We start from the raw sequence: 23,344 nt of genomic DNA on the forward strand, positions 1-23,344 counted from the left end.
AGAAGGCGAATCGGCGAACCCGCGTTAGACTTACCGGTCCATATCCGCAACGCCTGGCCCATCGTCCTCAAGGAAGCCCCATGTCCCCACGCTGCCTGATCCTCTGCCTCACCTCATTGGTGGTGCTGGCCGGCTGTTCCACGCCACGCGGCCCGCAGCAACCAGCGCGCAGCGAAGCCGAGGTGAAGGCCGAGATCGTGCGTTTGCTCCCGGCGAAGGTTCCAGACCGCAACGGCTGGGCCCAGGACATCTACACCGCCTTTGACACTCAAAAGATCTACCCCAGTACCGAGAATATCTGTGCCGTATTGGCGGTGACCGAGCAGGAGTCCACCTATCAGGTCGACCCGCCCGTACCCAATATGGGCAAGATCGCCCAGGATGAAATCCTGCGCCGTGCCGCCAAGGTGCATGTGCCCGCTTTTGTGGTGCGCAGCGCCCTGCAGCTGCGCTCGCCCACCGGCCAGTCCTATGCCGACCGCTTGAATGCCGCCCGCACGGAGAAGGACCTGAGTGGCATCTTCGATGACTTCATCAGCGTGGTGCCCCTGGGCAACACCCTGTTTGGCGGTTTCAATCCGGTGCACACCGCCGGTCCCATGCAGGTCAGTATCGACTTCGCCCAGAAGCAGGCGCGGGGTTATCCCTACACGGTGGATGGCACGATTCGTCGGGAAGTCTTCACCCGGCGCGGCGGCATGTACTTCGGTATCGCCCATCTGCTCGGTTACCCGGTGAGCTATGACCAGCCGCTGTACCGCTTTGCCGACTTCAATGCGGGTTGGTACGCCAGCCGTAATGCGGCGTTCCAGGCGGCTGTCAGCCGCGCGTCGGGCACTGAGTTGGCGCTGGACGGGGATTTGATTCGCTACGGCTCATTGCTGCCCGGCACCACCGAACTGGCGGTGCGCTCATTGGGCGCGAAGCTGGACATGCGCAATCCCAGCATTCGCAGCCAGCTGGAACAGGGCGAACAGTTGGATTTTGAAGACACCACCCTCTACAAGCGCGTGTTTGCCCTGGCCGACCAGGCCGCCGGCAAGCCGATGCCCCGTGCGATCCTGCCGGGCATCGAGCTCAAAAGCCCGAAGATCACCCGCAACCTGACCACGGCGTGGTTTGCCAAGCGCGTGGATGAGCGGTACCAGCGCTGCATGAAGCGCTGATCAGCTGCGGCGCCGGACAAATTTGCGCCACAGCCACACCCACAACCACACCACCGGAAACGCCAGGATCACGAACGGCAGCACATAGCTGGCGCGTTCCAGGGCGTCTGCGGTGCCGTCCACCAGGTTAGTGCCCAGGTTGCTGAACATCCGGCTGAAGCGTGACGGTTGGTTCGCGCCGTCGGCAGAGCGGAAGTTGAGGGTGACGCGGTTGGTATCCAGGCGACGTTGCTGGCCGGCGGCAACCTGGGCGAGTTCCTGCAGTTCGTTTTCAACGCCCGCCTGCTCCTTGCTCAAGGCAATCAGGTCGCTGACGCTGATGTCCTTGCGCTTGGCCAGTTCATCGAGGCGCTGTTGCTGGGCTTGCAGGCGATCCTGGCGGCGACGTATATCGGCGACCGCGTCGGCCAGGTCTTCGGCGGTGGTGATGCGCTGGCCGAGTTTGCCGCCCTCAGCGGCCAGGGTGACCATCGGTTCGACGCCGCTAGGTGCGATCCGCAGGATGATCTCGCCGCCGTTGCTGTCTTCGGTGATGCCAAGGATATTGCACGCGCCAAACCGCGCCGATTCACAGGCCTCACGGGTGGCCTGCATGCGCGGCGCGAGCAGGGCGCCGGGCAGGGCCAGGGTCAGTTCGTGCTCATAGGCCAGTTGCGCACCGGCCCGGCCTTGTTCGCCATTGATCACCGTGGCGCGGGAGTGGTCCTTGGGTGAACAGCCGACCAGGGCCAGGCCGGCCAGCAGGATCAACAGGGGCGCGCGAAGCGATTGAAGGGGGCCGTCCGGATGGCGCATTGCAGTTCCTTGAGATGTGGGGGGGACATTGGCGGCGATTAAAGCGGGTCCGGCGAATTAACGCAAAGTATCGTGCAGGATTTGCAAGGCTGATGGTGATGGCTGCCGTTGGGCGTGTGGCGTACACCTCAAATTCGACCCCAAGGAAGACTCGTCATGATTGCCCACGCCGTGCCCGAAGGTTTTGTCCCGCTGCCGCGCAGCAGCCCGTTGCTGGATTTGCTTGGCCCGGCGTACTGCCGAGGTGACGGCCTGCAACTGGAAATCGGCCTGCGCGCCGACAATCGCCATGCCAATGGGCGTGGAACGGTGCACGGCGGGGTGCTGGCGACCCTGGCGGATGTCGGTATGGGCTATGCCATGGCGTTTTCCAGTGAGCCGCCGTTGCCGTTGATTACGGCGAGCATGACCGTGGATTACCTGGGGGCGGTGCAGGTGGGGGAGTGGATTACCGTGCGTTTGGAACATCACAAGCGAGGGCGGCAAATGGCGTTTGCCACGGTGAGCCTGCAGGTGGGAGAGAAGGTGGTGGCGCGGGCGAATGCGGTGTTTGCCGTGCCTCTCGCTGACAGGCAATAAAGATCTTATAGGGGAGGGACTGTGTTTGTTCAGGGAAACCGCATAAAGAAAAGGCCTGGCTTTTCGTGGAGCCGGGCCTTTTCCGTGTTGCTCGTTTATCAGCTGCGTTCGAGGGCCAGGGCTACGCCCTGGCCGCCACCGATGCACAGGGTCGCCAGGCCTTTCCTGGCATCGCGCCTGATCATTTCGTGCAGCAGGGTGACCAGCACGCGGCAGCCTGAAGCGCCGATGGGGTGGCCGATGGCGATGGCGCCGCCGTTGACGTTGACCTTGTCCGCATCCCACTCCAGCTCTTTGCCTACCGCCAGGGATTGCGCGGCAAAGGCTTCGTTGGCTTCGATCAGGTCCAGGTCGGCCAGGCTCCAACCGGCTTTGTCCAGGCAGCGGCGGGTGGCCGAGACCGGGCCGATGCCCATGATTGCCGGGTCGACACCCGCGTTGGCGTAACTGGCGATACGGGCCAATACCGGCAAGCCGAGGGCCTTGGCCTTGTCGGCACTCATCAGCAGCACCGCAGCGGCGCCGTCATTCAGGCTGGAGGCATTACCGGCGGTGACGCTGCCGTCTTTCTTGAACGCCGGCTTGAGCTTGGCCAGGGATTCGGCGGTGGTGCCGGCGCGAGGTTGCTCATCGACGGCGAAGGCAATCGGGTCGCCCTTGCGCTGGGGAATCAGGATCGGCGTGATCTCATCGACAAAACGCCCGGCCTCGATGGCGGCGGTGGCTTTCTGCTGGGAGGCGGCGGCGAAAGCATCCTGGGCTTCACGGCTGATGCCGTATTTGTCCACGAGGTTCTCGGCGGTGATGCCCATGTGATAGTCGTTGAACGCATCCCAGAGGCCGTCGGTGATCATGCTGTCGATCATCTTGGCGTGGCCCATGCGCAAGCCCGTGCGCGCAGCAGGCAGTACATAGGGTGCCAGGCTCATGTTCTCCATGCCGCCGGCGATGATGACCTCGGCGTCACCGCAACGGATGGCCTGGGCGCCCAGGTGCAGGGCTTTCAGGCCCGAGCCGCAGACCTTGTTCAGGGTCAGGCTCGGCACGGCGTGGGGCAGGCCGGCGAGGATCGAGGCCTGGCGCGCGGGGTTCTGGCCGGAACCCGCGGTGAGTACCTGGCCGAGGATGACTTCATCCACTTCGGCCGGGTCCAGGCCGGTCTGCTCCAGCAGGCGACGGATCACGGCGGCGCCCAGTTCCGGTGCCGGAATGCTTGCCAGCGAACCTTGAAAGCTGCCCACGGCGGTGCGGGTGGCAGCAACAATCACGACGTCTTGCATGGAATCTGTCCTCACTGGAAGTGCATTTCTGGAACGTGGTCCGGGACGATCAGTTTACCGGCGGTCTTGCTCACAATCTCTTCAACGCTGACGCCAGGTGCGCGTTCCTTGAGGACAAAAGCGCCATTTTCGATTTCCAGGTACGCAAGGTCCGTCAGTACGCGCTTGATGCAGTTGGCGCCGGTCAGCGGCAGGCTGCATTGGCTGAGCAACTTGGACTCACCGTCCTTGGAGGCGTGGGTCATGATCACGATGATGTTTTCCGCACCGGCCACCAGGTCCATGGCGCCGCCCATGCCCTTGACCAGTTTGCCGGGGATCATCCACGAGGCGATGTTGCCGTGTACGTCCACTTCAAAGGCGCCGAGCACGGTGAGGTCGACGTGGCCGCCGCGAATCATCGCGAAGGATTCGGCGGAGGAGAAGATCGAGGCGCCGATGCGCGCCGTCACGGTCTGTTTGCCGGCGTTGATCATGTCGGCATCGATGGTGTCTTCGGTAGGAAACGGACCCATGCCGAGCAGGCCGTTTTCCGACTGCAGCATGACTTCCATGCCTTCGGGGATGTAGTTGGCCACCAGGGTCGGAATGCCGATGCCCAGGTTGACGTAGAAACCGTCCTGCATTTCGCGGGCGACGCGTTGAGCCATTTGTTCGCGGGTAAGAGCCATTTTTATGAGTCCTTATTGTTCGGGCTGGAGGCGGATTATTTGCGCACGGTGCGCTGTTCGATGCGCTTCTCGAACGTGCCGCAGATGATCCGGTCGACGTAGATGCCAGGGGTGTGGATCTGCGCCGGGTCCAGCTCGCCCGGTTCGACGATTTCCTCGACTTCGACCACGGTGATCTTGCCAGCGGTGGCGGCCAGCGGGTTGAAGTTCTGGGCGGTGTGGCGATAGATGACGTTGCCGAAGTGGTCGGCTTTCCAGCCTTTGACGATGGCGAAGTCGCCGGTGATGGATTCTTCCATCAGGTACGGGCGACCGTTGAATTCGCGGGTTTCCTTGCCTTCGGCCACCGGAGTACCGACGCCGGTGGCGGTGAAGAAGGCGGGGATACCGGCGCCGCCTGCGCGCATTTTTTCCGCCAGGGTGCCTTGGGGGGTGAGGACCACTTCGATTTCGCCGCTGAGCAACTGCTTCTCGAACAGGGCGTTCTCACCGACGTAGGAAGCGATCACCTTGCTGATCTGCTTTTCTTCCAGCAGCACGCCCAGGCCAAAGCCGTCGACGCCGCAGTTATTGGAAACCACGGTGAGGTCACGGGTGCCTTTGCGCTTGATCTCATTGATGAGGTTTTCCGGAATGCCGCACAGGCCGAAACCACCGGAGAGCACGGTCATGCCGTCTTCCAGGCCTGCCAGTGCTTCCTCGTAGGACGCCACGCGTTTATCGAAACCTGCCATATGCACCTCTTTTATTGTTTGTGGGCCAGCCAATGAATCGAGTGTTGCGCCGACGGATTGATTTGTTAAGTTGTTTTTTAAGGTTGATTGATTTAGAAAACAGCATAGTCAACCCGCCGCCCGGAGTAGCGTCATGACCGTTAAACAGATGCGTGCCTTTCTGGCCGTGGCCCAAAGCCTGAGTTTTGCCGCCGCCTGCGAGCGCCTGCACCTTTCTCAATCGGCGTTGAGCCTGACCATCAAGGGCTTGGAGGAAGGGCTGGGCGGGCGCTTGTTCAGCCGCAATACGCGCAACGTGGCCCTCACGCCCGAGGGCGAATCCCTGCTGCCCCTGGCCCGTCGGCTGATGGCCGATTGGGACAATGCCGAAGACGAACTGCGTCAGCTGTTCACCCTGCAACGCGGGCGGGTGACCGTGGCGGCGATGCCGTCGTTTGCCGGCAACCTGCTGCCGCCGATCCTGAAGATATTCCGCGCCCGTTACCCTCAGGTGAACGTGACGGTGCATGACTTGATCAATGAGCAAGTGCTGGAGATGGTTCGCGACCGCCATGTGGAACTGGGCGTCGCGTTTGAACCCTCGGAAGGCTCGTCGCTGGCCTTTACGCCGTTGTACCTGGACCGCTTCATTGCGGTGGTGCCCGGTGATTCACTGCTGGCACAGTGTGCCGAGGTCGACTGGAAAACCTTGCTGGAGCACCCGTTCATCACGTTGCAGCGGCCTTCCACGGTGCGGGTGATGCTGGAGGAGCACCTGGGGGCCTTGAAGATGAAGCTGCCGGTGGCCTTGGAAAGCCATCAATTGGCAACCGTGGGCAAGATGGTCGCCAGCGGCCTGGGTGTCAGCGCCGTACCGGCCTTGTGTGCGCAGCAGATGCAGGAGGCGGGCGCGCATTGCATCACCTTGACCGATCCGGTGATCGAGCGGCCGATTGGGGTGCTGACCAAGCCTGGGCATGAACTGTCGGCGGCGGCGCAGGTGTTGTTTGATATTTTTCGCGATGAGGCGGGGAAGGGCAGGTTTCCGGCGGTGTTATAAAACAGCTATTAAAAAGCCCGCTCGAATAAACCAGCGGGCTTAAATTTAAAGTGGCACTGTTATCAGCAGTATCTATCAATCACTTTAACGTGCGATTGGCCTTTGAGGTTCTGCCATTCGGTATTAAGTGTGTGGAATACTTGCTCGATAAAGTTGCGATCGGCCGCGGCCTTCTTGCCGACATAACCCTGGCCACGGCGGTACATCTTCAGGCGCGCCGCCAGTTCACGGTTATTGCGGTCGAACTCGGCTTCTTCGGTGTGGGGCGCCAGGCAGTCGATTTGCACTTCGCCCGATTTGCCAATCCACAGGATATGGTCGTCGAGTGTGTCTTTCTGCGCTGCGAACATCTCAGCCAATTCATCGATAGTTGGTTGGTTGTTCAGATTCATGTGTAAGCCCCTTGACCAGTTGGCGATCTATCAGTTGATTCCGTTAAAACTGCTTAGTTGTCTCCGGCTTGGAAAACCGGGCGTCAGTGACGGTCTGCCGAATACGGGCAGGGTCTTGAACCTGATGCATGTAGTCTTGCTGATGAACTGCTACGCAATGGTTTCATAACGAAGACAAGCCGCATTTGAGCGCCTTGTACCGATCCTTTCGGGTCGGTCAGCTTCATCAATCTGCCTTGTGGGCAGTGCACATCCGGAAAAAACAGCTCGGCGGTCAGACGAGCTTGTTCAAAACGCTTGCTACCAACGCTCCCGATCCGGGAGACGTCTAGATCATGCAAGGACAAAAAGGTTACGTCAACGGTTATGTAGTGATTATTTTTGATCACTACATAATTCGTCGTGGCTATGGGGAGATACGGCAAATGCGTGACTCGAGCGTCATTTTTTGCGCTGGACGGTCGCTATGGCTGAGGAGGGGTTGACTGCAGGCGGTCTGCCAACAAGGGCAGAAGCTGTTCGCACGAGGTTTCGATCTTTACCTGCAACAACTCATCACCCCGGGTCTTGCCCAGGTTGATGGCGATCACCGGTTTGCCCTGTTCGACCATTGCCTTGCACAGGCGAAATGCGGAGTAAGCCATCAGCGATGAACCTACCACCAGCAGCCCCTCGGCATGGGCTACCGCCGCCATCGCCCTGGCTGCCGTCGCCGGTGCGACGTTCTCGCCAAAAAACACCACGTCCGGTTTCAGTCGCTCACCCTGGCAATGGGGGCAGCGGGGGACCTGGAAGCGCTCTTCAAACGCGGGATCAAGCAGGGTGTCACCATCAGGCGCCTGTACCGCATGGACTTGCGCCAGGTACGGGTTATCGATTTCCATCTGGCGCTGGATCAGGTCGCGCGTGCTGTGCAGCTGGCAATCCAGGCACAGCACCCGGTGCAGGCTGCCGTGCAATTCAATCACGTCATGGCTACCGGCCTGGTCATGCAAGGTGTCGACGTTTTGCGTGATCAGGCCGCTGATGTGCTGGCGTTGTTGCAAGGTCGCCAGTGCCCGGTGAGCGTTGTTCGGCTGGGCGATACGTACCCTCGGCCACCCCAGCATCGCCCGTGCCCAATAGCGCCGCCGCGCCTGGGCAGTGGCGAGGAACTCCTGGTACATCATCGGCGCCTTGCCCCGGCGCACGCCTTCGCTGTCGCGGTAGTCGGGGATTCCCGACGACGTGCTGATGCCCGCACCGGTCAATACCAGGAAGCGCCGTTCGGCCATGGCGCGGTGCAGGGTGTCGAGGTGGTCCTGTTGATGTTCCAGGGTATCGAGCATGGGGACCCCTATTCGCCGCGGATGTACTGCTCCAACTGCTTGATCAGGTCTGCCTGTTCGGCGATGGCTTCCTTGACCAGGTCACCGATGGAGAGCAGGCCCAGCAGTTTGCCGTCTTCGACCACCGGCAGGTGGCGCAGGTGACTGTCGGTCATGATGTTCATGCACGCTTCGACACTTTTATGGGTATCGACGGTTATCACCGGCGAGCTCATGACCTCATGGACCTTTGTAGTGACTGACGATAGGCCCTTGAGCATTATTTTGCGTGCGTAATCGCGTTCGCTGATGATCCCCACCACCGTGCCTTCCTTGACCACCGGCAAGGCGCCGACGTTTTTCTCCGACATCCGCACCAGCGCCTCAAACACAGTGTGGTCCCATTGGATGGTGTGGACGTCCTGGTTTTTCTGGTCCTTGGCTTTGAGCAATTGTGCGACGGTTTTCATGGCGGCCACTCCGGTGTTGTTGTTATCTCCTACAGAATCCTAGACGGCACTCGCCGGGGCAAGGTCCAATGCGGCGTTAAACCCGTCGAAAAACGTCATTCGCCGGTTTTTTTCGCCTTTCACCCGGTTTTTTTCGGTTTCCTGGCGCGCTCTGGGCCAGTGGCGGTCTTGCGAGGGGCCGCCTTGCGCTTCTTTTTCCACGGCGCAGCACCTCGGCCCTGCGGGCTGGCCGGCCCGCTGATGGTCATGCGCATGCCGTTGCAACGCGCCACTTGCTTGCTCATCCACGCCGCCTGCTTGGCGACGAATTCTTCCAGGCTCATCTCACCGCTTTGCACCATGTCCAGCGCCTGCTCCCAGATCGCGGTGGTGCCGGGGTCGGCAATGGCGCGGGGTACCGCGTCGATCAGGCTGAAGGCTGCCGGGGTGGCCGACAGCGCCTTGCCGTTCTTCACCAGGTAACCCCGGTCGAGCAACCCCTGGATAATCCCCGCGCGAGTGGCTTCGGTGCCGATGCCGGTGGTGTCCTTGAGCTTTTGCTTGAGCAGCGGGTCTTCCACCAGCTTGGCGACGTTTTTCATCGCCTTGATCAGGTCACCTTCGGTAAAGGGCTTGGGTGGTTGGGTCCACAGGTCCTTGAGGTTGACCTTGGCTACCGCGTAATCCTGGCCCTGCACCAGTGTCGGCAAGGCCTGGGGGGCCGGTGCTTCACGGCCCTTTGCCGGTGCCAGGGCTTCGGGCAAGGCACGTTTCCAGCCCGGTTCGATCACCACTTTGCCCACCGCACGCAACGCCTGGCCCGCACAGTCGAAATCCGCCTGGGTGCGATCGTATTCATGGTTGGGCAGGAACTGCGCCAGGTAGCGCGCGCGAATCAAGGTGTAGACCGCACGGTGCTTGCCGGTGAGTTGGCCGACGTCCTTGCCGGCGCCGGTGGGAATGATGCCGTGGTGCGCACTGACCTTGGCATCGTTCCACGCCCGTGAGCGGCGCTGGGGATCGATATGCGGCATCAGCTCATTGACTGCTGCATCCGCACGGCCCAATGCGGCGAGAATCTTCGGCGCCTCGCTGTGCTGGCTCAATGGTAGGTAACCACAGTCACTGCGGGGGTAGGTGATGACCTTGTGGGTTTCGTAGAGGGATTGGGCGATATCCAGGGTTTCCTGGGCACCGAGGCCGAGCTTCTTCGAGCAGATTTCCTGCAGGGTGCCGAGGTCGAAGGGCAGGGGGGCCACCTCGCGCATGCGTTCGGTGCGCAGCTTGATCAGGCGTGCGCTGGCGGCGTTGCTCATGGCGTCGGCAGCGTCCCGGGCCAACTGCGGGTCAAGGCAGCGGCCCTGGTCGTCACAGGCATCCTCGGTCGCGCGCCATTGTGCGGTAAACGTGATGGATTGGTGGCGCAGGTCCACATCAATGGCCCAGTACGCCACGGGCACGAAGTCGGCGATGCTGCGGTCGCGGTCCACCACCAGGCGCAAGGTCGGTGTTTGCACCCGGCCCACCGGCAGTACGCCCTGATAGCCGGACTGACGCCCCAGCAAGGTAAACAGGCGACTCATGTTCATGCCGATCAGCCAGTCGGCGCGGGAGCGGCCCAGGGCCGAGTGGTACAGGCTGAAGGTTTCGGCGCCGGGCTTGAGCGCCGCCAGGGCCTTGCGGATGGAGGCATCGTCCAGTGCCGACAGCCATAACCGCTGGATCGGCCCGCGATAGCGGCAATGCTCGACCAGTTCGCGGGCGATCATCTCGCCTTCACGGTCGGCGTCGGTGGCGATCACCAGTTCCTGGGCTTCCCCCAGCAGGCGCTTGACGGCCTTGAACTGGCTGGCGGTCTTGGGCTTGACCAGCATCTTCCATTTTTCCGGGACGATCGGCAGGTCGGCCAGCACCCAGCGTTTGTATTTGGCGTCGTAGGCGTCGGGCGGGGCGGTTTCCAGCAGGTGGCCGATGCACCAGGTGACGGTGACCCCATTGCCCAACCAGCAACCGTCGCCACGGCGACTGGCGCCGAGCACGGCCGCGATGTCCTTGGCCTGGGAGGGTTTTTCACAGAGGTACAGCCGCATGGTCATCACATCAGATCGGGTTGATGCTTTGCAGGATGCTCAGTCAGAGGAATTTGAGCAACTATTATCTGTATGGATGTACAGCAATTCGTGTAAGCGTTGCGGAAATAAATGTGGGAGGGGGCTTGCTCCCGATAGCGCCATATCAGTCAACGCAACTGTGACTGAACCACCGCTATCGGGAGCAAGCCCCCTCCCACAAGGGATCTCCTGTGTTCAGGCGATCGGTTTAATTGTTGTCGAGATCCACATGCCGCGTTTCTTTAAGGCAAAACAATCCGACAATCAGGCTCACCCCCGTCACCACCACCGGGTACCACAAGCCATAGAAGATATCCCCGGTGTACACCACCAGCGCAAACGACACGGTCGGCAGGAAGCCGCCAAACCAGCCGTTACCGATGTGGTAGGGCAGGGACATCGAGGTGTAGCGGATACGTGTCGGAAACAGCTCCACCATCAGCGCCGCCAGCGGGCCGTAGCACATGGCGGCGATCAGGATCAGCACCACGATCAGCACCACCACCATCACCTTGTTGACCTGCGCCACATCCGCAGAAGTCGGGTAGCCGGCCAGGGCCACTGCACCGCGCAGCGCTGCCTCGTCGAAGCCGTCGATGCGCACTTCACCCACGCTGACCTGCACCGGGCTGCCGGCCGGGGCGGCGGCACTGCTGTACGGCAGGCCTTGTTTGACCAGGAAGGTCTTGACCTTGTCGCACGGGCTGTCAAATTTCGCCTTGCCTACCGGATCGAACTGGAAGGTACAGGTGGCCGGGTCGGCCAGCACGGTGATCGGTGCCTGGCGGCTGGCCTGGTCCATCGCAGGGTTGGTGTAGTGCGCCAGGCCCTTGAAGATCGGGAAGTACAGCGCGGTGGCCAGCAGCAGGCCGAGCATCAGCACCGGCTTGCGCCCGACCTTGTCCGACAGCCAGCCAAAGAAGACGAAGAACGGCGCGCCAATCACCACGCTGATGATCAGCAGCATATTGGCCAGGGCCGGGTCCATCTTCAGGAACTGCGTGAGGAAAAACAGCACATAGAACTGCGACGCGTAGAACGTTACCGCTTGCCCACCGTTGATGCTGAACAGCGCGATCAGCACCACCTTGAGGTTTTCCCATTTACCGAAGGACTCACGGATCGGCGCCTTGCTGGCCTTGCCTTCCTCTTTCATTTTCAGGAATGCCGGCGACTCGTGCAGGCTCATGCGGATCCAGGTGGAAATACCCAGCAGCACAATGGAAAACAGGAACGGGATACGCCAGCCCCACACTTCGAACTGATCGCCGGTGAAGTACCGGCATGCCAGCACCACCAGCAACGACAGCAGCAAACCGAGGGTCGCGGTGGATTGAATCCAGCTGGTGTTGAGGCCGCGTTTGCCGGCTGGCGCATGCTCGGCCACATAGGTGGCCGCACCGCCGTACTCGCCGCCCAATGCCAGGCCTTGCAGCATGCGCAGCACGATCAGGATGATCGGCGCCGCGATGCCGATGCTGGCGTAGGTTGGCAGCAGGCCGACGCAGAAGGTCGCCACGCCCATCAGGATGATGGTCACCAGGAACGTGTATTTGCGCCCGATCATGTCGCCCAGGCGGCCGAACACCAGCGCGCCGAACGGGCGCACCACAAAGCCGGCCGCAAAGGCCATCAAGGCAAAGATAAACGCCGTGGTGTCGTTGACCCCGGCAAAGAACTGCTTGCTGATCACCGCCGCCAGGGCGCCGTAGAGGAAAAAGTCATACCACTCGAACACCGTCCCCAGGGACGAGGCGAAGATGACTTTTCTTGATTCGTTACCGGTGCTCGCGTTGGTGGCCGAGCCCAGGGTTTGAGCATGTTCTGACATCGGGAAGCCCTCACAGTGATTATTTATTGTTGTTCCACTGTCGGCGCCAGGCTCAGCGCCGCTATTTCTCAGTTCCTTGCAGGAGCGAGCTTGCTCGCGAACGTTGTCAACAATTACGCGGGAAACCCGGAGGGCAGCGGCGCTTTTGTGTTTTTCGCGAGCAAGCTCGCTCCTACAGTGTTCGGCGAAAGGATCAGCTGCGCGGCTTTTTCCGCGATCATCAGCGTCGGTGAACAGGTATTGCCGGAGGTAATGCGCGGCATGACCGAGGCATCGGCGATACGCAGGCCGGGCACACCATGTACGCGCAACTGGGCGTCGACCACCGCGTCTTTATCGCTGCCCATGCGACAGGTGCCGACTGGATGGAAGATCGTCGTGCCGATACGCGCGGCGGCTTCATGCAGTTGCTCTTCGGTTTGCAGTGCGTCGCCGGGCAGGTATTCCACCGGTTTGAATTGGCTCAGGGCCGGTGCGGCGACGATGCGTCGGGTCAGGCGAATGGCGTCGGCGGCCACCCGCAGGTCCTCCGGGTGGCTGAGGTAGTTGGGCCGGATCAGCGGCGCATCCGCCGGGTTGGCCGAGCGGATATCGATGCGGCCACGGCTTTGCGGGCGCAGGTCGCAGACCGAGGCGGTAAACGCCGGGAACCCATGCAGCGGTTCGCCAAAGCGCTCCAGGGACAGCGGCTGTACGTGGTATTCAAGGTTGGCCGAGGCCTGTTCCGGGCCCGAGCGGGCAAACGCGCCGAGCTGGCTGGGCGCCATCGACAGCGGGCCGCTGCGGTCATACAGGTAGCGCAGGCCCATGCCCATCTTGCCCCATACGGTGCCTGCGATCTGGTTCAGGGTGCGGGCGTTTTCCAGCTTATAGATCAGCCGCAGCTGCAGGTGATCCTGCAGGTTGCCGCCGACGCCCGGCAGTTCATGCCGCACATCGATGCCCAGCGGCTTGAGCACGCTGGACGGGCCGATCCCCGAGCGTTGCAGGATGCCCGGCGAGCCCACGGAGCCGGCGCACAGCACGATTTCCTTGCGGGCCTTCCAGCTCACTGGCTGGCCGTTTTGACGCCCGATCACGGCCGAAGCGCGGCCGTTTTCCAGGACCACGCGGTCTACCTCGACCTCGGTCAGCACGGTGAGATTGGGCCGCTGGCGGATCGGCTTGAGAAACGCCTTGGCCGCGTTCCAGCGCACCCCGGCCTTCTGGTTGACCTGAAAGTAGCCGCAGCCTTCGTTATCGCCCTGGTTGAAGTCGCTGATCGTGGCAATGCCGCTTTGCGCCGCAGCATCCCGAAAGGCGTCCAGGATCGGCCAGTGCAGCCGCTGCTGTTCGACTCGCCACTCGCCGCCGTCACTGTGGAATTCCGAGCTGCCGGCAAAATGGTTTTCGCTCTGCTTGAACAGTGGCAGCACGTCTTTCCAGGCCCAGCCGTCGTTGCCTGCCGCCGCCCAGCCATCGTAGTCCTGGGCCTGGCCGCGCATGTAGATCATGCCGTTGATGGATGAGCAGCCGCCGAGCACCTTGCCCCGTGGGTAGCTCAGCGCACGGCCTTGCAGGCCTTCCTGGGCTTCGGTCTTGAAGCACCAGTCGGTGCGCGGGTTACCGATGCAGAACAGGTAGCCGACGGGGATATGGATCCAGGGGTAGTTGTCGCGGCCACCGGCTTCAAGCAGCAGCACGCGGTGGGCGGGGTTGGCGGACAGTCGATTGGCGAGCAGGCAGCCTGCGGGGCCGGCGCCTACTACCACATAATCGTATTGCGCAGCTGCAATGGGCATCTGAGGTCTCGCTTGTTTTTCTTATTGGCTCCATCCTAGTTGTTAGTTTTCGTCTTAAAAATGTTAGTTTTTACCCAGCTGCTGTGCGTTTTTAAACAGCGCTATCCGGGCCATGCAATGGAGGCGACATGTTCGACTGGAATGACCTGCGGTATTTTCTGGAGTTGCAGCGCAGCGGCCGCCTGCTCACCGCCGCGCAGCGCCTGAAAACCACGCACGCCACGGTGGCCCGGCATATCGAAGCCATCGAGAAGAGCCTCGGCACCGCGCTGTTCGTACAGCACGCCCAGGGCTACGAACTGACCCCCGCCGGCGAAGCCCTGCTCAAACACGCCGAAGCCATGGAAAACGTCGCGCTGCTGGCCGAGGACGAATTGACCCACGCCGCTGCACCCCTGGGCAAGATCCGCCTCGGGGTGGCCGAAGGGTTGGGGGTGATGTTCCTCGCCGGCCGCATGGGCGGGCTGTTCGAACGTTATCCCGGCCTGGAAGTGGAACTGCTCGCCGTGCCGCGTTTCGTCAGCATCCTCAACCGCGAGGCGGAAATCAGCATCCACCTCGAACGCCCCAGCGTCGATCAACTGGTCACGCGCAAACTCACCGATTACCGCCTGGCGCTCTATGCCAGCCGCGCCTACCTGGCGCGCACACCACCGATTGAAAAACGCGAAGACCTCGCAGCCCATTCATGGATCGATTACGTCGACGACCTGCTGTTCAGCCAGGAACTGAAATTTCTCAGCAGCTTCTGCCGCAACCCCAAGGTGGTGTTCCATAGCACCAGCGTCATCGCCCAGCACCAGGCCGCCCGCTCCGGTTTGGGGATTGCGGTGTTGCCGTGCTTCATGGCGTCGGGCGACCCGGAGCTGGTGCCGTTGCTGCCGGGGGAGGGGATCCAGCGCAGCTACTGGATCAGCTCGCGCCGGGAGTTGCACAAGTCGGTGCGGTTGCGGGTGTTGTGGGACTACGTGGTGGAATTGTGCGCGCGGGAGCAGCCACTGTTGCTCGGCGAATCCAGCTGAAGAAACCCTCCCGCATTGATCTGTGGTGTTGGTTGAATCGGATTAATCCCTCAATTCGAATTCAGCACTGCCCAATCGCTCTCCATTCACCAGCACATGCACCGCATGCCTGCCGGGATAGTGCTTGCGCGTGGTCAACGCGCGAATATGCTGCTCGCGGCGGATGCTCTGCCGTTCACCCGCGCCCAGCGTAAACGCCTTGAGCTTGAACACCTTGGCCGCGCTGTGCCCGGCGCTTTTGACGTAGTCGATGGCATAGTCCACCACCAGTTTCTGTGCAGTGGCAGCGGTGGATTCCAGGCTGAATGACAGGTTGATCCGCTCGCCCAGGGTGATCTCCGCCGGCGTCACGCTCAGGTGATGGAGCTTCACTTCGGCCTTGGCGCCTGCGCCCATGATCGTCAGCGCGCGGGTGTTGCCCTGCTTGATCAGGCTGCGCAGCGCATGGCGGGCGATCCAGGCGGTGTGCGGGTTATCCAGGTTCCAGCCTTCGATCAGGCTGAGCACCCAATCCGGGTGGTCCTTGGTGATGTCGTTGAGGTGGTTGGCCACGGATTTGCGTACGTAGAGGCTGTTGTCGGCCTTGAGGTTATCGAGGATCGGCGCGCACAGCTCGGGGTTGGCCTGCACCTTGGCCAGGCGAAACGACCACGGCAGGCGCGGGCGCGAGCCTTCGCTGGCGAGGCGGCGCACGTGATCGTTGTCATCCCGCGACCAGGTTTGCATGACCGCCAAGGTGCGTTCGAAGTCGTGGAGCAAGAAGGGTCTTATGGCGAACTCAGCCGAGCCAAAGGGGGTGAAGTATTTGAGCGCGGCCATGGAGCGTTTGAAGTCATCCAGGCCGTAGCTCGCCACGTAGTGCGGCAGGCACAGGCTGACAAACCCGCTGTTCAGGCGCGGGGCCAGGGCGTAGAGCAGCTTGAGGGTCTGGGCATAGTCCAGCGGGATCACCGCGTGCAGGCTTTCGCTGACCCGCGCCATACGCTGCATCACCGATAACTCGGCGAGCCCGGCCTTGGCATGCTTGAGAAACCCCTTGGCGTCGAACGCCGGGTACACCGCGGTCATCTCGCTGGCGATGTGTTCCAGGCGTTCGAGGTTGAAGATTTCCTTGAGGGCCGGGGCGCTTTGGTCGGTCATCGGTTATTCCGTCGTTAGAGAAACCAGCGGTATTCCCGCGCATGGATTTCTTGTTGAAAGGCCAGGTGATCCTGGCGTTTGTTCTCGCAGTACACGTCGACAAATTCGGCGCCCAGCTTATCGCGCACTACCGGCTGATGCTGCATGGCGCGCACGGCATCGAGCATTTCCACGGGGAAGTCGGTGCCGCTGCTGCGGTCCTCGTTCAGTGGCGCGATAGGTTCTCGCCCGGCTTCAAGGCCATGTTCAAGGCCGACCAGGATCGCCGCCAGCACCAGGTACGGGTTGGCGTCGGCACTGGCCAGGCGATGTTCGATCCTCAGGTTGCGCGGGTCGGAGTCGGGGATGCGCACGCACGCATCGCGGTCTTCAAACCCCCAGCAGGCGCGGGTGGCCGCGTTGACCGTACCGCCCAGGCGGCGGAAGGCATTGTGGTTGGGCGAGAAGATCGGCATGCAGTGGGGCAGCAATTCCAGGCAACCGGCCACGGCATGGCGCAGGGGTTGCTGCTGGTGCGCCGCGAGCACATTGTTGCCCGCACCGTCGTACAGGCTGACATGCACATGCATGCCGCTGCCGGGAAATTGCAGGTAAGGCTTGGCCATGAAGCTGGCGCGGTAGCCGTGCTTCAGCGCCACGCCACGGGTGCTGCGACAGAACAGGGCCGCCCAGTCGGCGGCGCGCAGGCCGTCGTCGAGGTGACCGAAATTGATCTCGAACTGGCCGGGGCCGAGTTCGGCGGTGATCACCGTGATGTCGATGCCCTGGTCCTTGGCGGTCTGCGCCATGTCGTCCAGCACCTCGCTGAAGCGCGACAGCCGTTCGATATGCAGGTTGGGTTGGTCGTCGGTGTCATCGCTGAGCGGGTCACGGGCGAATTGCGGCAGGCCGTTGTCGAGCTTTTTGTCGAACAGGTAGAACTCCAGTTCAAAGGCCACCACCGGGTGAATGCCTTTATGGTGCAGGCGCTCCAGCACCTTGGCCAGGACTTCGCGAGGTTCGAATTCGATCGGTGCCTCGGTGCCGTCCGAGGTGATCAACATCTGCCCCAACGGCTGCGACTCCCAGCTCACCGGCTTGAGCGTGCCGGGCACCAGGCGGCGGTTGGCGTCCGGGTCGCCGTCGTGGAAGCAGTAGTCGCCGATCTTGAACAGCCCGCCCTGAACCCCCAGCAGCACGGCGTTCTGCGGCAGCTTCAAGGGGCTGCCGGCGGCGACCTTTTCCAGCATCTCGATGGGGTAGCGCTTGCCGTAGAAATGCCCGGGGATGTCCAGGGCAATCAGGTCGACATAACGCACGTCGGGATGGTTCTGGCGAAAGGTCCGTACTTCGGCCAGTAACGTGGAGGCTTGGCTTTTCACGGGTGTTGCTCCTAGTTGTAAACCCACAGCACGCGGGCGGGCAGGTCGGTGAGGTTGGCGTAGCGGCAGTGGGCGAAACTGGCCAGGTGGAAGCTGTCACCGGGGCCGAGGGTGACCGAATCGGCCTCGCCCTCTACCCACAGCGTCAATTCCCCTTCCAGTACAAATCCGGCCTGCTCGGCGCGGTCGCTCATGGTTTGTTCACCGCTATTGGCACCCGGGGCCAGCAGGCTGTCGAGCATCGAGAAGGCGCCATTCATGCTGGGGGACACCAGGATGTCGGTGATGCCGTTGGCGTAATACACCGTGCGGCGTTCGTTGGGGCGGGTGACCCAGCTCACGGCCTTGGGTTTGGACAGGCTGTAGAAATAGGTGGTGGGCACGTCGAGGGCATGGCTGATGGCGGTGAGATCCGCCACGGTCGGACGCGACAAGCCCCGTTCCACTTGGGACAGGAAGCCCACCGAACGCTCGATTTTCTGTGCGAGTTGGGCGAGGGTGAGCTTCTTGTACTTGCGCAGGTCGTGGATCAGGATCGCCAGGGCGTCGAGTTCTTCTTGCTGGTTCATGAAATTTATATCTAATAATTTCATGAAAAATTACAGGATTTATTTCATGGCGGCAATGGGCAGGGCGCGTAAGCCCGCTCACCACAGGGAGATTTGTCAGGGTCTGAAAAGTTGTGTAGATACCTATGCTCATCACAGGGGATCAAGGTTCAACAGGCTGAATGATTTCATGCGCCTGCGGTCGGAACCTGGGTACGCATCATTCATTGAAGGAGCACCCATGAAGTCCAAAACCCTCGCTGCCTGTGTCCTGGTCGCCGCCAGCCTGTCCACCGCCAGCTTTGTCGTGCAGGCCGGCGACACTCCCCAGGAAACCGTGCAGCCTTCGAACATCAATACCCGTGATTTGAAAGAAGGCGACCGTGCCCCGGACATCCTGATGCGCAAGGAGTCGGCGGTCAGCGACTGGAAGAAACGCGGTCTCAAGCAGCCTGAAGCCGACAGCCAGTGGGCCCGTGTGGGCGACAGGTTCGTGCTGCTCAAAACCACCAACGGCACCATCCTGGAGATCACGCCCGTCAAGAAATGACCCGCGTTTTTTCCTCGCTCTTGCGTTAAGGTAACCGGCCATCAAGACCGCGTTACCTTAGACGAAAGAGAGCAGGATGCTTGCCACAATAAGAAACTACCCCCGCGCCGTGAACCTGCTGTTGTCCGCCACGTTGCTGCTGACGCTGGCCAAGGCGATTACCTTTCCCTACCTGGTGATCTACCTCACCCGCCAATTTGCCCTCGATATCACCCAGGTTGGGCTGGTGATCGGCAGCTCGTTGATCCTTGGCTCGCTGCTCAGCGTATATGGCGGTTTTCTGGTCGACCGCATCAACAGTTATCGACTGTTGCTGGGGTTGAGCGTGCTGTTTGGGCTGGGTTTTATCGGTACGGTGCTGGCGCAGAACATCTGGGCGTTCTACAGCTGCCTGATCCTGATCAACCTGGCCTACGCGGTCATCGATATTGCGGTAAAGGCCGGTTTTGCCAGCTTGTTGCCGGAAGATGCGCGCAGCGAAGTGTTTTCCATCAAGTACACGCTGACCAATATCGGCTATGCCGCGGGGCCGTTCTTTGGGGCGATGGTGGCCAAGCTGGACATCAGCCTGCCGTTCATCCTGTCGGCGTTGTTGGGGGCGGGTTTTTTCCTGCTGTACTGGCGCTGGGGCGATCGCACCCTGGCGACCATCGATGTGACGCAAAAGCCGGTGCCGTTCCTGGCCGTCGGCCGCGTGCTGCTGCGTGACCATCGCCTGGTGTGCTTCACCCTTGGGGGTGTGCTCAGCGCCGTGGTGTTCGGCCAGTTCACCGCCTACCTCTCGCAGTACCTGGTTACCACCACCAGTGCTGAATACACCTACACCGTCATCAGTGCCGTGCTCACCACCAACGCCGTGCTGGTGATCGCCTTGCAATACGTGATTGGTCGACGTATTTCCCACCGTTACCTCAGCCAATGGCTGATTGCCGGCCTGGGCATGTTCATGCTGGGCTTGATTGGTTTTGCGCTGTCCACCAGCGTGCTGTGGTGGGTGCTGGCGATGGCAGTATTTACCGTGGGGGAAATCATCGTGTTCCCGGCCGAATACATGTTTATCGACCGGATCGCCCCGGACCACCTGCGCGGCATGTACTACGGCGCACAGAACCTGTCCAACCTGGGGGCGGCGCTGGGGCCGGTGTTGTGCGGGCTGGTGCTGGCCAGCCTGCCGGCCCACTACATGTTCTACATGCTGGGGGCGTTCATCGTCGCGGGCGGGGTGTTCTATTTCATTGGTTCGTCGTTGAAGGCGCGTCTTCCAGCGTGACCTTGCCCATGTTGTTGCTTTGCAGTTCGTAGCGCAGTTCTTCCACCATCTTTTCCACGTCTTGCGGGGTCTGCAGCCGGTTGGTGCTGATCCCCGTCACCACCAGGTCCACCCGGCCGGTGTCGGCGTCGTAGACCTTGAGGGTCAGCGACGCATCCCGGCACAGGGTGAACTCGCATGTCAGCGGCGCGAGGCCTTCTTCGATGCAATTTCGCAGTTGAGAGAGCGTAAACATGTGGGTTCCTTCAGGGTGTCGTTTTACGACGGCACAGGTTGAAAGCCCTGTACTCACACCCTGAAGGTTAGGGATTGGGACTGCGCGGGATAAGGCGAATTCGCACTAGCCGCACTAGTGCATTTGCACTTTTATCGGGTTTTCTTAACCCGCAGTTCACCGGCAAACAGTCCGCGTTCACGGGCCCAGACAATCGCTGCACTACGGCTATGCACCCCCAGTTTCGAGTACACCGTGGCCACATGGTTACGCACCGTGTTGGGCGCCAATTTCAGGCGTGAGGCGATCTCCTTGTCGGCCAGGCCCTCGCAGATCAGGCCGAGTACATCGCGCTCGCGGGCGGTCAGGTCGGTGAAGGCCACGTTCGGCAGGTTGGGGCTGTTGACGCTCTTGGCATTGGCCAGTTTCTCGATCAGGGTCTGGCTGAACCAGGACGCGTCCTGCATCACTTCCTCGATGGCCGCCACCAACTCCAGTTCCGAGCGCTTGCGTTCGGTGATGTTCATCATCACCAGCAGGTAGCAGGGCACATCCTGAATGGTCACCGTGTCCGCCGAGACCACGCAGTCGATGACCTCGTTGCCTTTCTTGCGCACCTTGAGGTCCTGGCCATCGAGGTTGCCGGCTTTCTCCAGGGTGGCGAACAACTGGGCGGCTGCCTCCTGGCTGTCGATGAAGTTGATGTCTTCGATGGATTTACCGATCAGCTCTTCGCTGGTGTACCCGGTAATGGTCATGAACGCTTCGTTGACATCCACCACCTGCCGGTTGGCGGCGTTGCACACCAAGGTGGGCACCGGCGTCAGGCGAAACGACTTGGCGAAGCGCTCTTCACTCTGGCGCAGGGCGATCTCGGCCTTGCGGCGTGGCTCCAGGTCGGTGAAGGAAAACAGCATGCAGTCTTCCTCGTTCATGTCCAGCGGCTGGCCGGCGACGATCACCAGTTTGCTGCCGCCTCCGGGCAGTTTCAGCTCGGCCTGCATCTGCGGGATGGTCGCGCCTTCCCCCAGGCGCTGAACGGCCAGCTCCCTGCGTTCGGCATGCTCCAGCACGTCCAGTTCATACACGGAGCGGCCGATCACCTGGTCGCGGGTGTAGCCGGTCATCTCCAGGAAGCCCTGGTTCACTTTGATATAGCGCAGGTCGCTGAGGCGGCAGATTACCGCCGGCGCCGGGTTGGCGTTGAAGGTTTTTTCGAAGCGCTGTTCGGCGCTGGCCCATTCGGTGGCGTCGCTGAGGATCAATACCAGTAATTCAGGCGTGCCATGAGAATCGCTGATGACCAGGCTGCGCAGGCGGTGCACCCAGGTTTTTTCTTCGTCGGAGGTGGGCATGACCTCCACTACCACGTCACTGAATTCATCGCCTGCCGCCGCGCGGGCGAGGGGGTAATTCTCCAGGGGCAAGGGATGATTATTGCGATAGCGCAGGCTAAACCGTTCGGCGTATTCCTGGGTATTGGCACCCAGTGCCGTGACGTCCTCCACACCGTGCATGGCCAGCGCGGCTTCATTGGCCCAGAGAATGGTCTGGTCGACTTCGGCCAGGATGATCCCGTCGGACAGCCCGGAGATGATCTGCTGCAGTTGGCGGCGATTGGTTTCTTTGGCGAGGACATCCTGGGTCATGGTTTCTCCGGGTTTTAGGCGCATGGAAGTACGACAGCCCGGTGTCAGGATAGTGCAGGGTAATTGCGCGGCGTGGGGTGCGAATGCACCAGGTGGCCTGGTGTCTTTGCGCGTGAAGCAACAGGCCGAGCAGAAAAATCGTGAAGTGACGCCCAAGCAGCTGCCCCGTGCGGCGTTGAGTTTCTTTGTGGGGCGAATGGCGCAGACGATGCGTCGGATACCGTTGGCTTGATTGATTGTTGTGTTCAAAGGTGGTTAGGGGGTTCCCCTAACCACACCATTCAAGTTGCCAGCCAACCTACGATCGGCACAATCATCAACGTACTCAAGGCCATTGAAACTACATTGCCAATGTACGGATGAAAATGGGCAGGCAGTCTCGCCGCAATTGCACAGGCCAACGGCGGTGCGATCAGTGCGCCCAGCAATGCACTTGAAGTCACCACCATCCAACTGCCACCGTGGGTCAACACTGCTGCCGGCACCACTGATACCAACGGTACATAGGTGGGATACCAACCCCGCTTTATCCATTGATGGCGCCAGATCACTACGCCAAAAGCCGACGTCAGTGCCTGCGCTCCCACCATGTGCAAAAGCAGGCCAGAGCCATAAGCCGGGCTCATGGGGTTGAGGGCATAGGCAAGCAACACGCCTGCCAACAGTCCGAGACTGGCGAGCTCATTTCCAAAAAAGGGTGCTTCGGAAAAGTCCGCCAGCACTCGGCGCAGGCTCCAGAACACTCCGTAACTGGGCGGGGTAACAGGTATCGGTCGGTCTGGAGCGATAGAGTCCGAACGCACCAGCGAGGGCACCCGACGACACAGGGCAAATGCGATGACGCTTCCGATAGCCATGCCCAGCACATTACCGACCACGGCTGGTAAACCCAGTGGCACACACACCAGATTGACGATCAACAAGCACAGTGGAGTAACCAGTAAAGCTCCCAGCACTGCACCATTGAGGGCGACCTTCCAACCGCTGCCAAACATAAGCACCATCGCTGCTGGCAATGAAACAAACGCCGCAAACGTAGGCTGCCAGGTTTCGGCGGTAACGCTCCAACCCCACAGCAGGTTGCTCAGCAACAGCCCGATCAACGAACTGGTCACCACCCAAGGCCACAATCCGGTGCCATAGCAAATGGAAAAGCCCTGCCAGGCTTTGCCACGTTTGTTTGCCCACCATGCCAGATAGGCACCACTCAATAGGCCCAATGACGCGAGTTCATGCTTGTAAAAGGCAACTTCGCTTATATCCCCCACTACCCACCGCAACCACGCTACGGGTTGGGGGAGGGCCGTCACCATCTCGTTGTATCCTGGCCATGAACCTTGATGACTGGATACAACCCATACCGCGAGCAAGGTAGCGACGAGTCCCAGTACAACAACTGTGATATCCGCTCGTGAGCGGGTTGGTGTTTTCCTGGCAAACAACGGTTCCATAGAT

The 23,344-nt window shown here is 61.2% G+C and carries 22 protein-coding genes; 6 read left to right on the forward strand and 16 right to left on the reverse strand.

All coding sequences use genetic code 11. The features are described 5' to 3' along the window. Nucleotides 1-80 precede the first annotated feature (80 nt). Nucleotides 81-1,166: a DUF1615 domain-containing protein gene (locus F6S08_RS14795; protein WP_315871804.1), complete on the forward strand. Its 1,086-nt coding sequence runs from the start codon at nucleotides 81-83 to the stop codon at nucleotides 1,164-1,166. Here F6S08_RS14795 and F6S08_RS14800 read toward each other — a convergent pair whose 3' ends face one another. Next, nucleotides 1,167-1,961: a DUF4349 domain-containing protein gene (locus F6S08_RS14800; RefSeq protein ID WP_074845321.1), complete on the reverse strand. Its 795-nt coding sequence runs from the start codon at nucleotides 1,959-1,961 to the stop codon at nucleotides 1,167-1,169. A gap of 156 nt (nucleotides 1,962-2,117) precedes the next feature. On the opposite strand from F6S08_RS14800, the gene F6S08_RS14805 reads away from it, so the two are divergent. Then, entirely contained in the window at nucleotides 2,118-2,540 is a 423-nt protein-coding gene (locus F6S08_RS14805) for a PaaI family thioesterase (protein WP_065927817.1), read from the forward strand. Nucleotides 2,541-2,638: 98 nt separating this feature from the next. On the opposite strand, the gene F6S08_RS14810 is transcribed toward F6S08_RS14805, so the two are convergent. The 3 genes from F6S08_RS14810 to F6S08_RS14820 are packed head-to-tail and all read right to left on the reverse strand — an operon-like array spanning nucleotide 2,639 to nucleotide 5,225. Further along, entirely contained in the window at nucleotides 2,639-3,820 is a 1,182-nt protein-coding gene (locus tag F6S08_RS14810) for an acetyl-CoA C-acetyltransferase (RefSeq protein ID WP_065947548.1), read from the reverse strand. 11 nt (nucleotides 3,821-3,831) lie between these two features. Next, entirely contained in the window at nucleotides 3,832-4,491 is a 660-nt protein-coding gene (locus F6S08_RS14815) for a CoA transferase subunit B (RefSeq protein ID WP_027603173.1), read from the reverse strand. A gap of 35 nt (nucleotides 4,492-4,526) precedes the next feature. Then, nucleotides 4,527-5,225, reverse strand: coding sequence for a CoA transferase subunit A (locus tag F6S08_RS14820; protein ID WP_032886653.1), 699 nt, complete (start codon nucleotides 5,223-5,225; stop codon nucleotides 4,527-4,529). Between the two features lie 133 nt (nucleotides 5,226-5,358). Between F6S08_RS14820 and F6S08_RS14825 the strand changes: the two genes are divergently transcribed. Then, nucleotides 5,359-6,264, forward strand: a complete 906-nt coding sequence (locus F6S08_RS14825; protein ID WP_027603175.1) for a LysR family transcriptional regulator — start codon at nucleotides 5,359-5,361, stop codon at nucleotides 6,262-6,264. A gap of 62 nt (nucleotides 6,265-6,326) precedes the next feature. On the opposite strand, the gene F6S08_RS14830 is transcribed toward F6S08_RS14825, so the two are convergent. The 6 genes from F6S08_RS14830 to F6S08_RS14855 form a co-directional block, all read right to left on the reverse strand. Continuing rightward, nucleotides 6,327-6,656, reverse strand: coding sequence for a hypothetical protein (locus tag F6S08_RS14830; RefSeq protein WP_016977362.1), 330 nt, complete (start codon nucleotides 6,654-6,656; stop codon nucleotides 6,327-6,329). 464 nt (nucleotides 6,657-7,120) lie between these two features. Further along, entirely contained in the window at nucleotides 7,121-7,984 is an 864-nt protein-coding gene (locus F6S08_RS14835; RefSeq protein WP_065927813.1) for an NAD-dependent protein deacetylase, read from the reverse strand. Between the two features lie 8 nt (nucleotides 7,985-7,992). After that, the gene (locus tag F6S08_RS14840) at nucleotides 7,993-8,433 is read right to left on the reverse strand and encodes a CBS domain-containing protein (protein WP_027603177.1); all 441 of its coding nucleotides are present in this window, start codon (nucleotides 8,431-8,433) and stop codon (nucleotides 7,993-7,995) included. Between the two features lie 119 nt (nucleotides 8,434-8,552). Continuing rightward, nucleotides 8,553-10,502 carry a DNA topoisomerase III gene (locus F6S08_RS14845; protein ID WP_137213039.1) on the reverse strand — a complete coding sequence of 650 codons (1,950 nt, stop codon included), beginning with the start codon at nucleotides 10,500-10,502 and terminating at the stop codon, nucleotides 8,553-8,555. 229 nt (nucleotides 10,503-10,731) lie between these two features. Then, a complete protein-coding gene (locus F6S08_RS14850) occupies nucleotides 10,732-12,354 on the reverse strand; it encodes an MFS transporter (RefSeq protein WP_065927812.1) in 1,623 nt (540 codons plus the stop codon). A gap of 113 nt (nucleotides 12,355-12,467) precedes the next feature. After that, entirely contained in the window at nucleotides 12,468-14,135 is a 1,668-nt protein-coding gene (locus F6S08_RS14855) for a GMC family oxidoreductase (RefSeq protein WP_065947547.1), read from the reverse strand. 128 nt (nucleotides 14,136-14,263) lie between these two features. Here F6S08_RS14855 and F6S08_RS14860 point away from each other — a divergent pair, with 128 nt between their 5' ends. Continuing rightward, on the forward strand, nucleotides 14,264-15,157 hold the full coding sequence (locus F6S08_RS14860) for a LysR family transcriptional regulator (protein WP_065947546.1): 894 nt from the start codon (nucleotides 14,264-14,266) through the stop codon (nucleotides 15,155-15,157). A gap of 42 nt (nucleotides 15,158-15,199) precedes the next feature. Here F6S08_RS14860 and F6S08_RS14865 read toward each other — a convergent pair whose 3' ends face one another. From F6S08_RS14865 to F6S08_RS14875, 3 genes are read right to left on the reverse strand one after another with little or no spacing between them, the layout of a single operon-like run. Further along, on the reverse strand, nucleotides 15,200-16,297 hold the full coding sequence (locus tag F6S08_RS14865) for a DNA alkylation repair protein (protein ID WP_315871805.1): 1,098 nt from the start codon (nucleotides 16,295-16,297) through the stop codon (nucleotides 15,200-15,202). A 14-nt stretch (nucleotides 16,298-16,311) separates the two neighbouring features. Then, nucleotides 16,312-17,658, reverse strand: coding sequence for a glutamine synthetase family protein (locus F6S08_RS14870; protein WP_315871806.1), 1,347 nt, complete (start codon nucleotides 17,656-17,658; stop codon nucleotides 16,312-16,314). Nucleotides 17,659-17,669: 11 nt separating this feature from the next. Continuing rightward, nucleotides 17,670-18,227, reverse strand: coding sequence for a helix-turn-helix domain-containing protein (locus F6S08_RS14875; protein WP_027603184.1), 558 nt, complete (start codon nucleotides 18,225-18,227; stop codon nucleotides 17,670-17,672). 220 nt (nucleotides 18,228-18,447) lie between these two features. Here F6S08_RS14875 and F6S08_RS14880 point away from each other — a divergent pair, with 220 nt between their 5' ends. Next, nucleotides 18,448-18,756, forward strand: coding sequence for an RcnB family protein (locus F6S08_RS14880; protein ID WP_027603185.1), 309 nt, complete (start codon nucleotides 18,448-18,450; stop codon nucleotides 18,754-18,756). Nucleotides 18,757-18,832: 76 nt separating this feature from the next. Continuing rightward, a complete protein-coding gene (locus tag F6S08_RS14885) occupies nucleotides 18,833-20,026 on the forward strand; it encodes an MFS transporter (RefSeq protein WP_027603186.1) in 1,194 nt (397 codons plus the stop codon). On the opposite strand, the gene F6S08_RS14890 is transcribed toward F6S08_RS14885, so the two are convergent. The 3 genes from F6S08_RS14890 to F6S08_RS14900 all read right to left on the reverse strand — a co-directional run bounded on the left by F6S08_RS14890 (nucleotide 19,989) and on the right by F6S08_RS14900 (nucleotide 23,340). Next, complete coding sequence (locus F6S08_RS14890; protein ID WP_027603187.1) at nucleotides 19,989-20,261, reverse strand: DUF1652 domain-containing protein; 273 nt, start codon at nucleotides 20,259-20,261, stop codon at nucleotides 19,989-19,991. The genes F6S08_RS14885 and F6S08_RS14890 overlap by 38 nt on opposite strands. A 131-nt stretch (nucleotides 20,262-20,392) precedes the next feature. Continuing rightward, the gene (locus F6S08_RS14895; protein WP_315871807.1) at nucleotides 20,393-21,889 is read right to left on the reverse strand and encodes a helix-turn-helix transcriptional regulator; all 1,497 of its coding nucleotides are present in this window, start codon (nucleotides 21,887-21,889) and stop codon (nucleotides 20,393-20,395) included. Between the two features lie 281 nt (nucleotides 21,890-22,170). After that, nucleotides 22,171-23,340, reverse strand: a complete 1,170-nt coding sequence (locus tag F6S08_RS14900; protein ID WP_074845342.1) for a hypothetical protein — start codon at nucleotides 23,338-23,340, stop codon at nucleotides 22,171-22,173. Nucleotides 23,341-23,344 lie beyond the last annotated feature (4 nt).

This window comes from Pseudomonas sp. JV449 (assembly GCF_032424295.1).
Lineage (GTDB): Bacteria > Pseudomonadota > Gammaproteobacteria > Pseudomonadales > Pseudomonadaceae > Aquipseudomonas > Aquipseudomonas marginalis.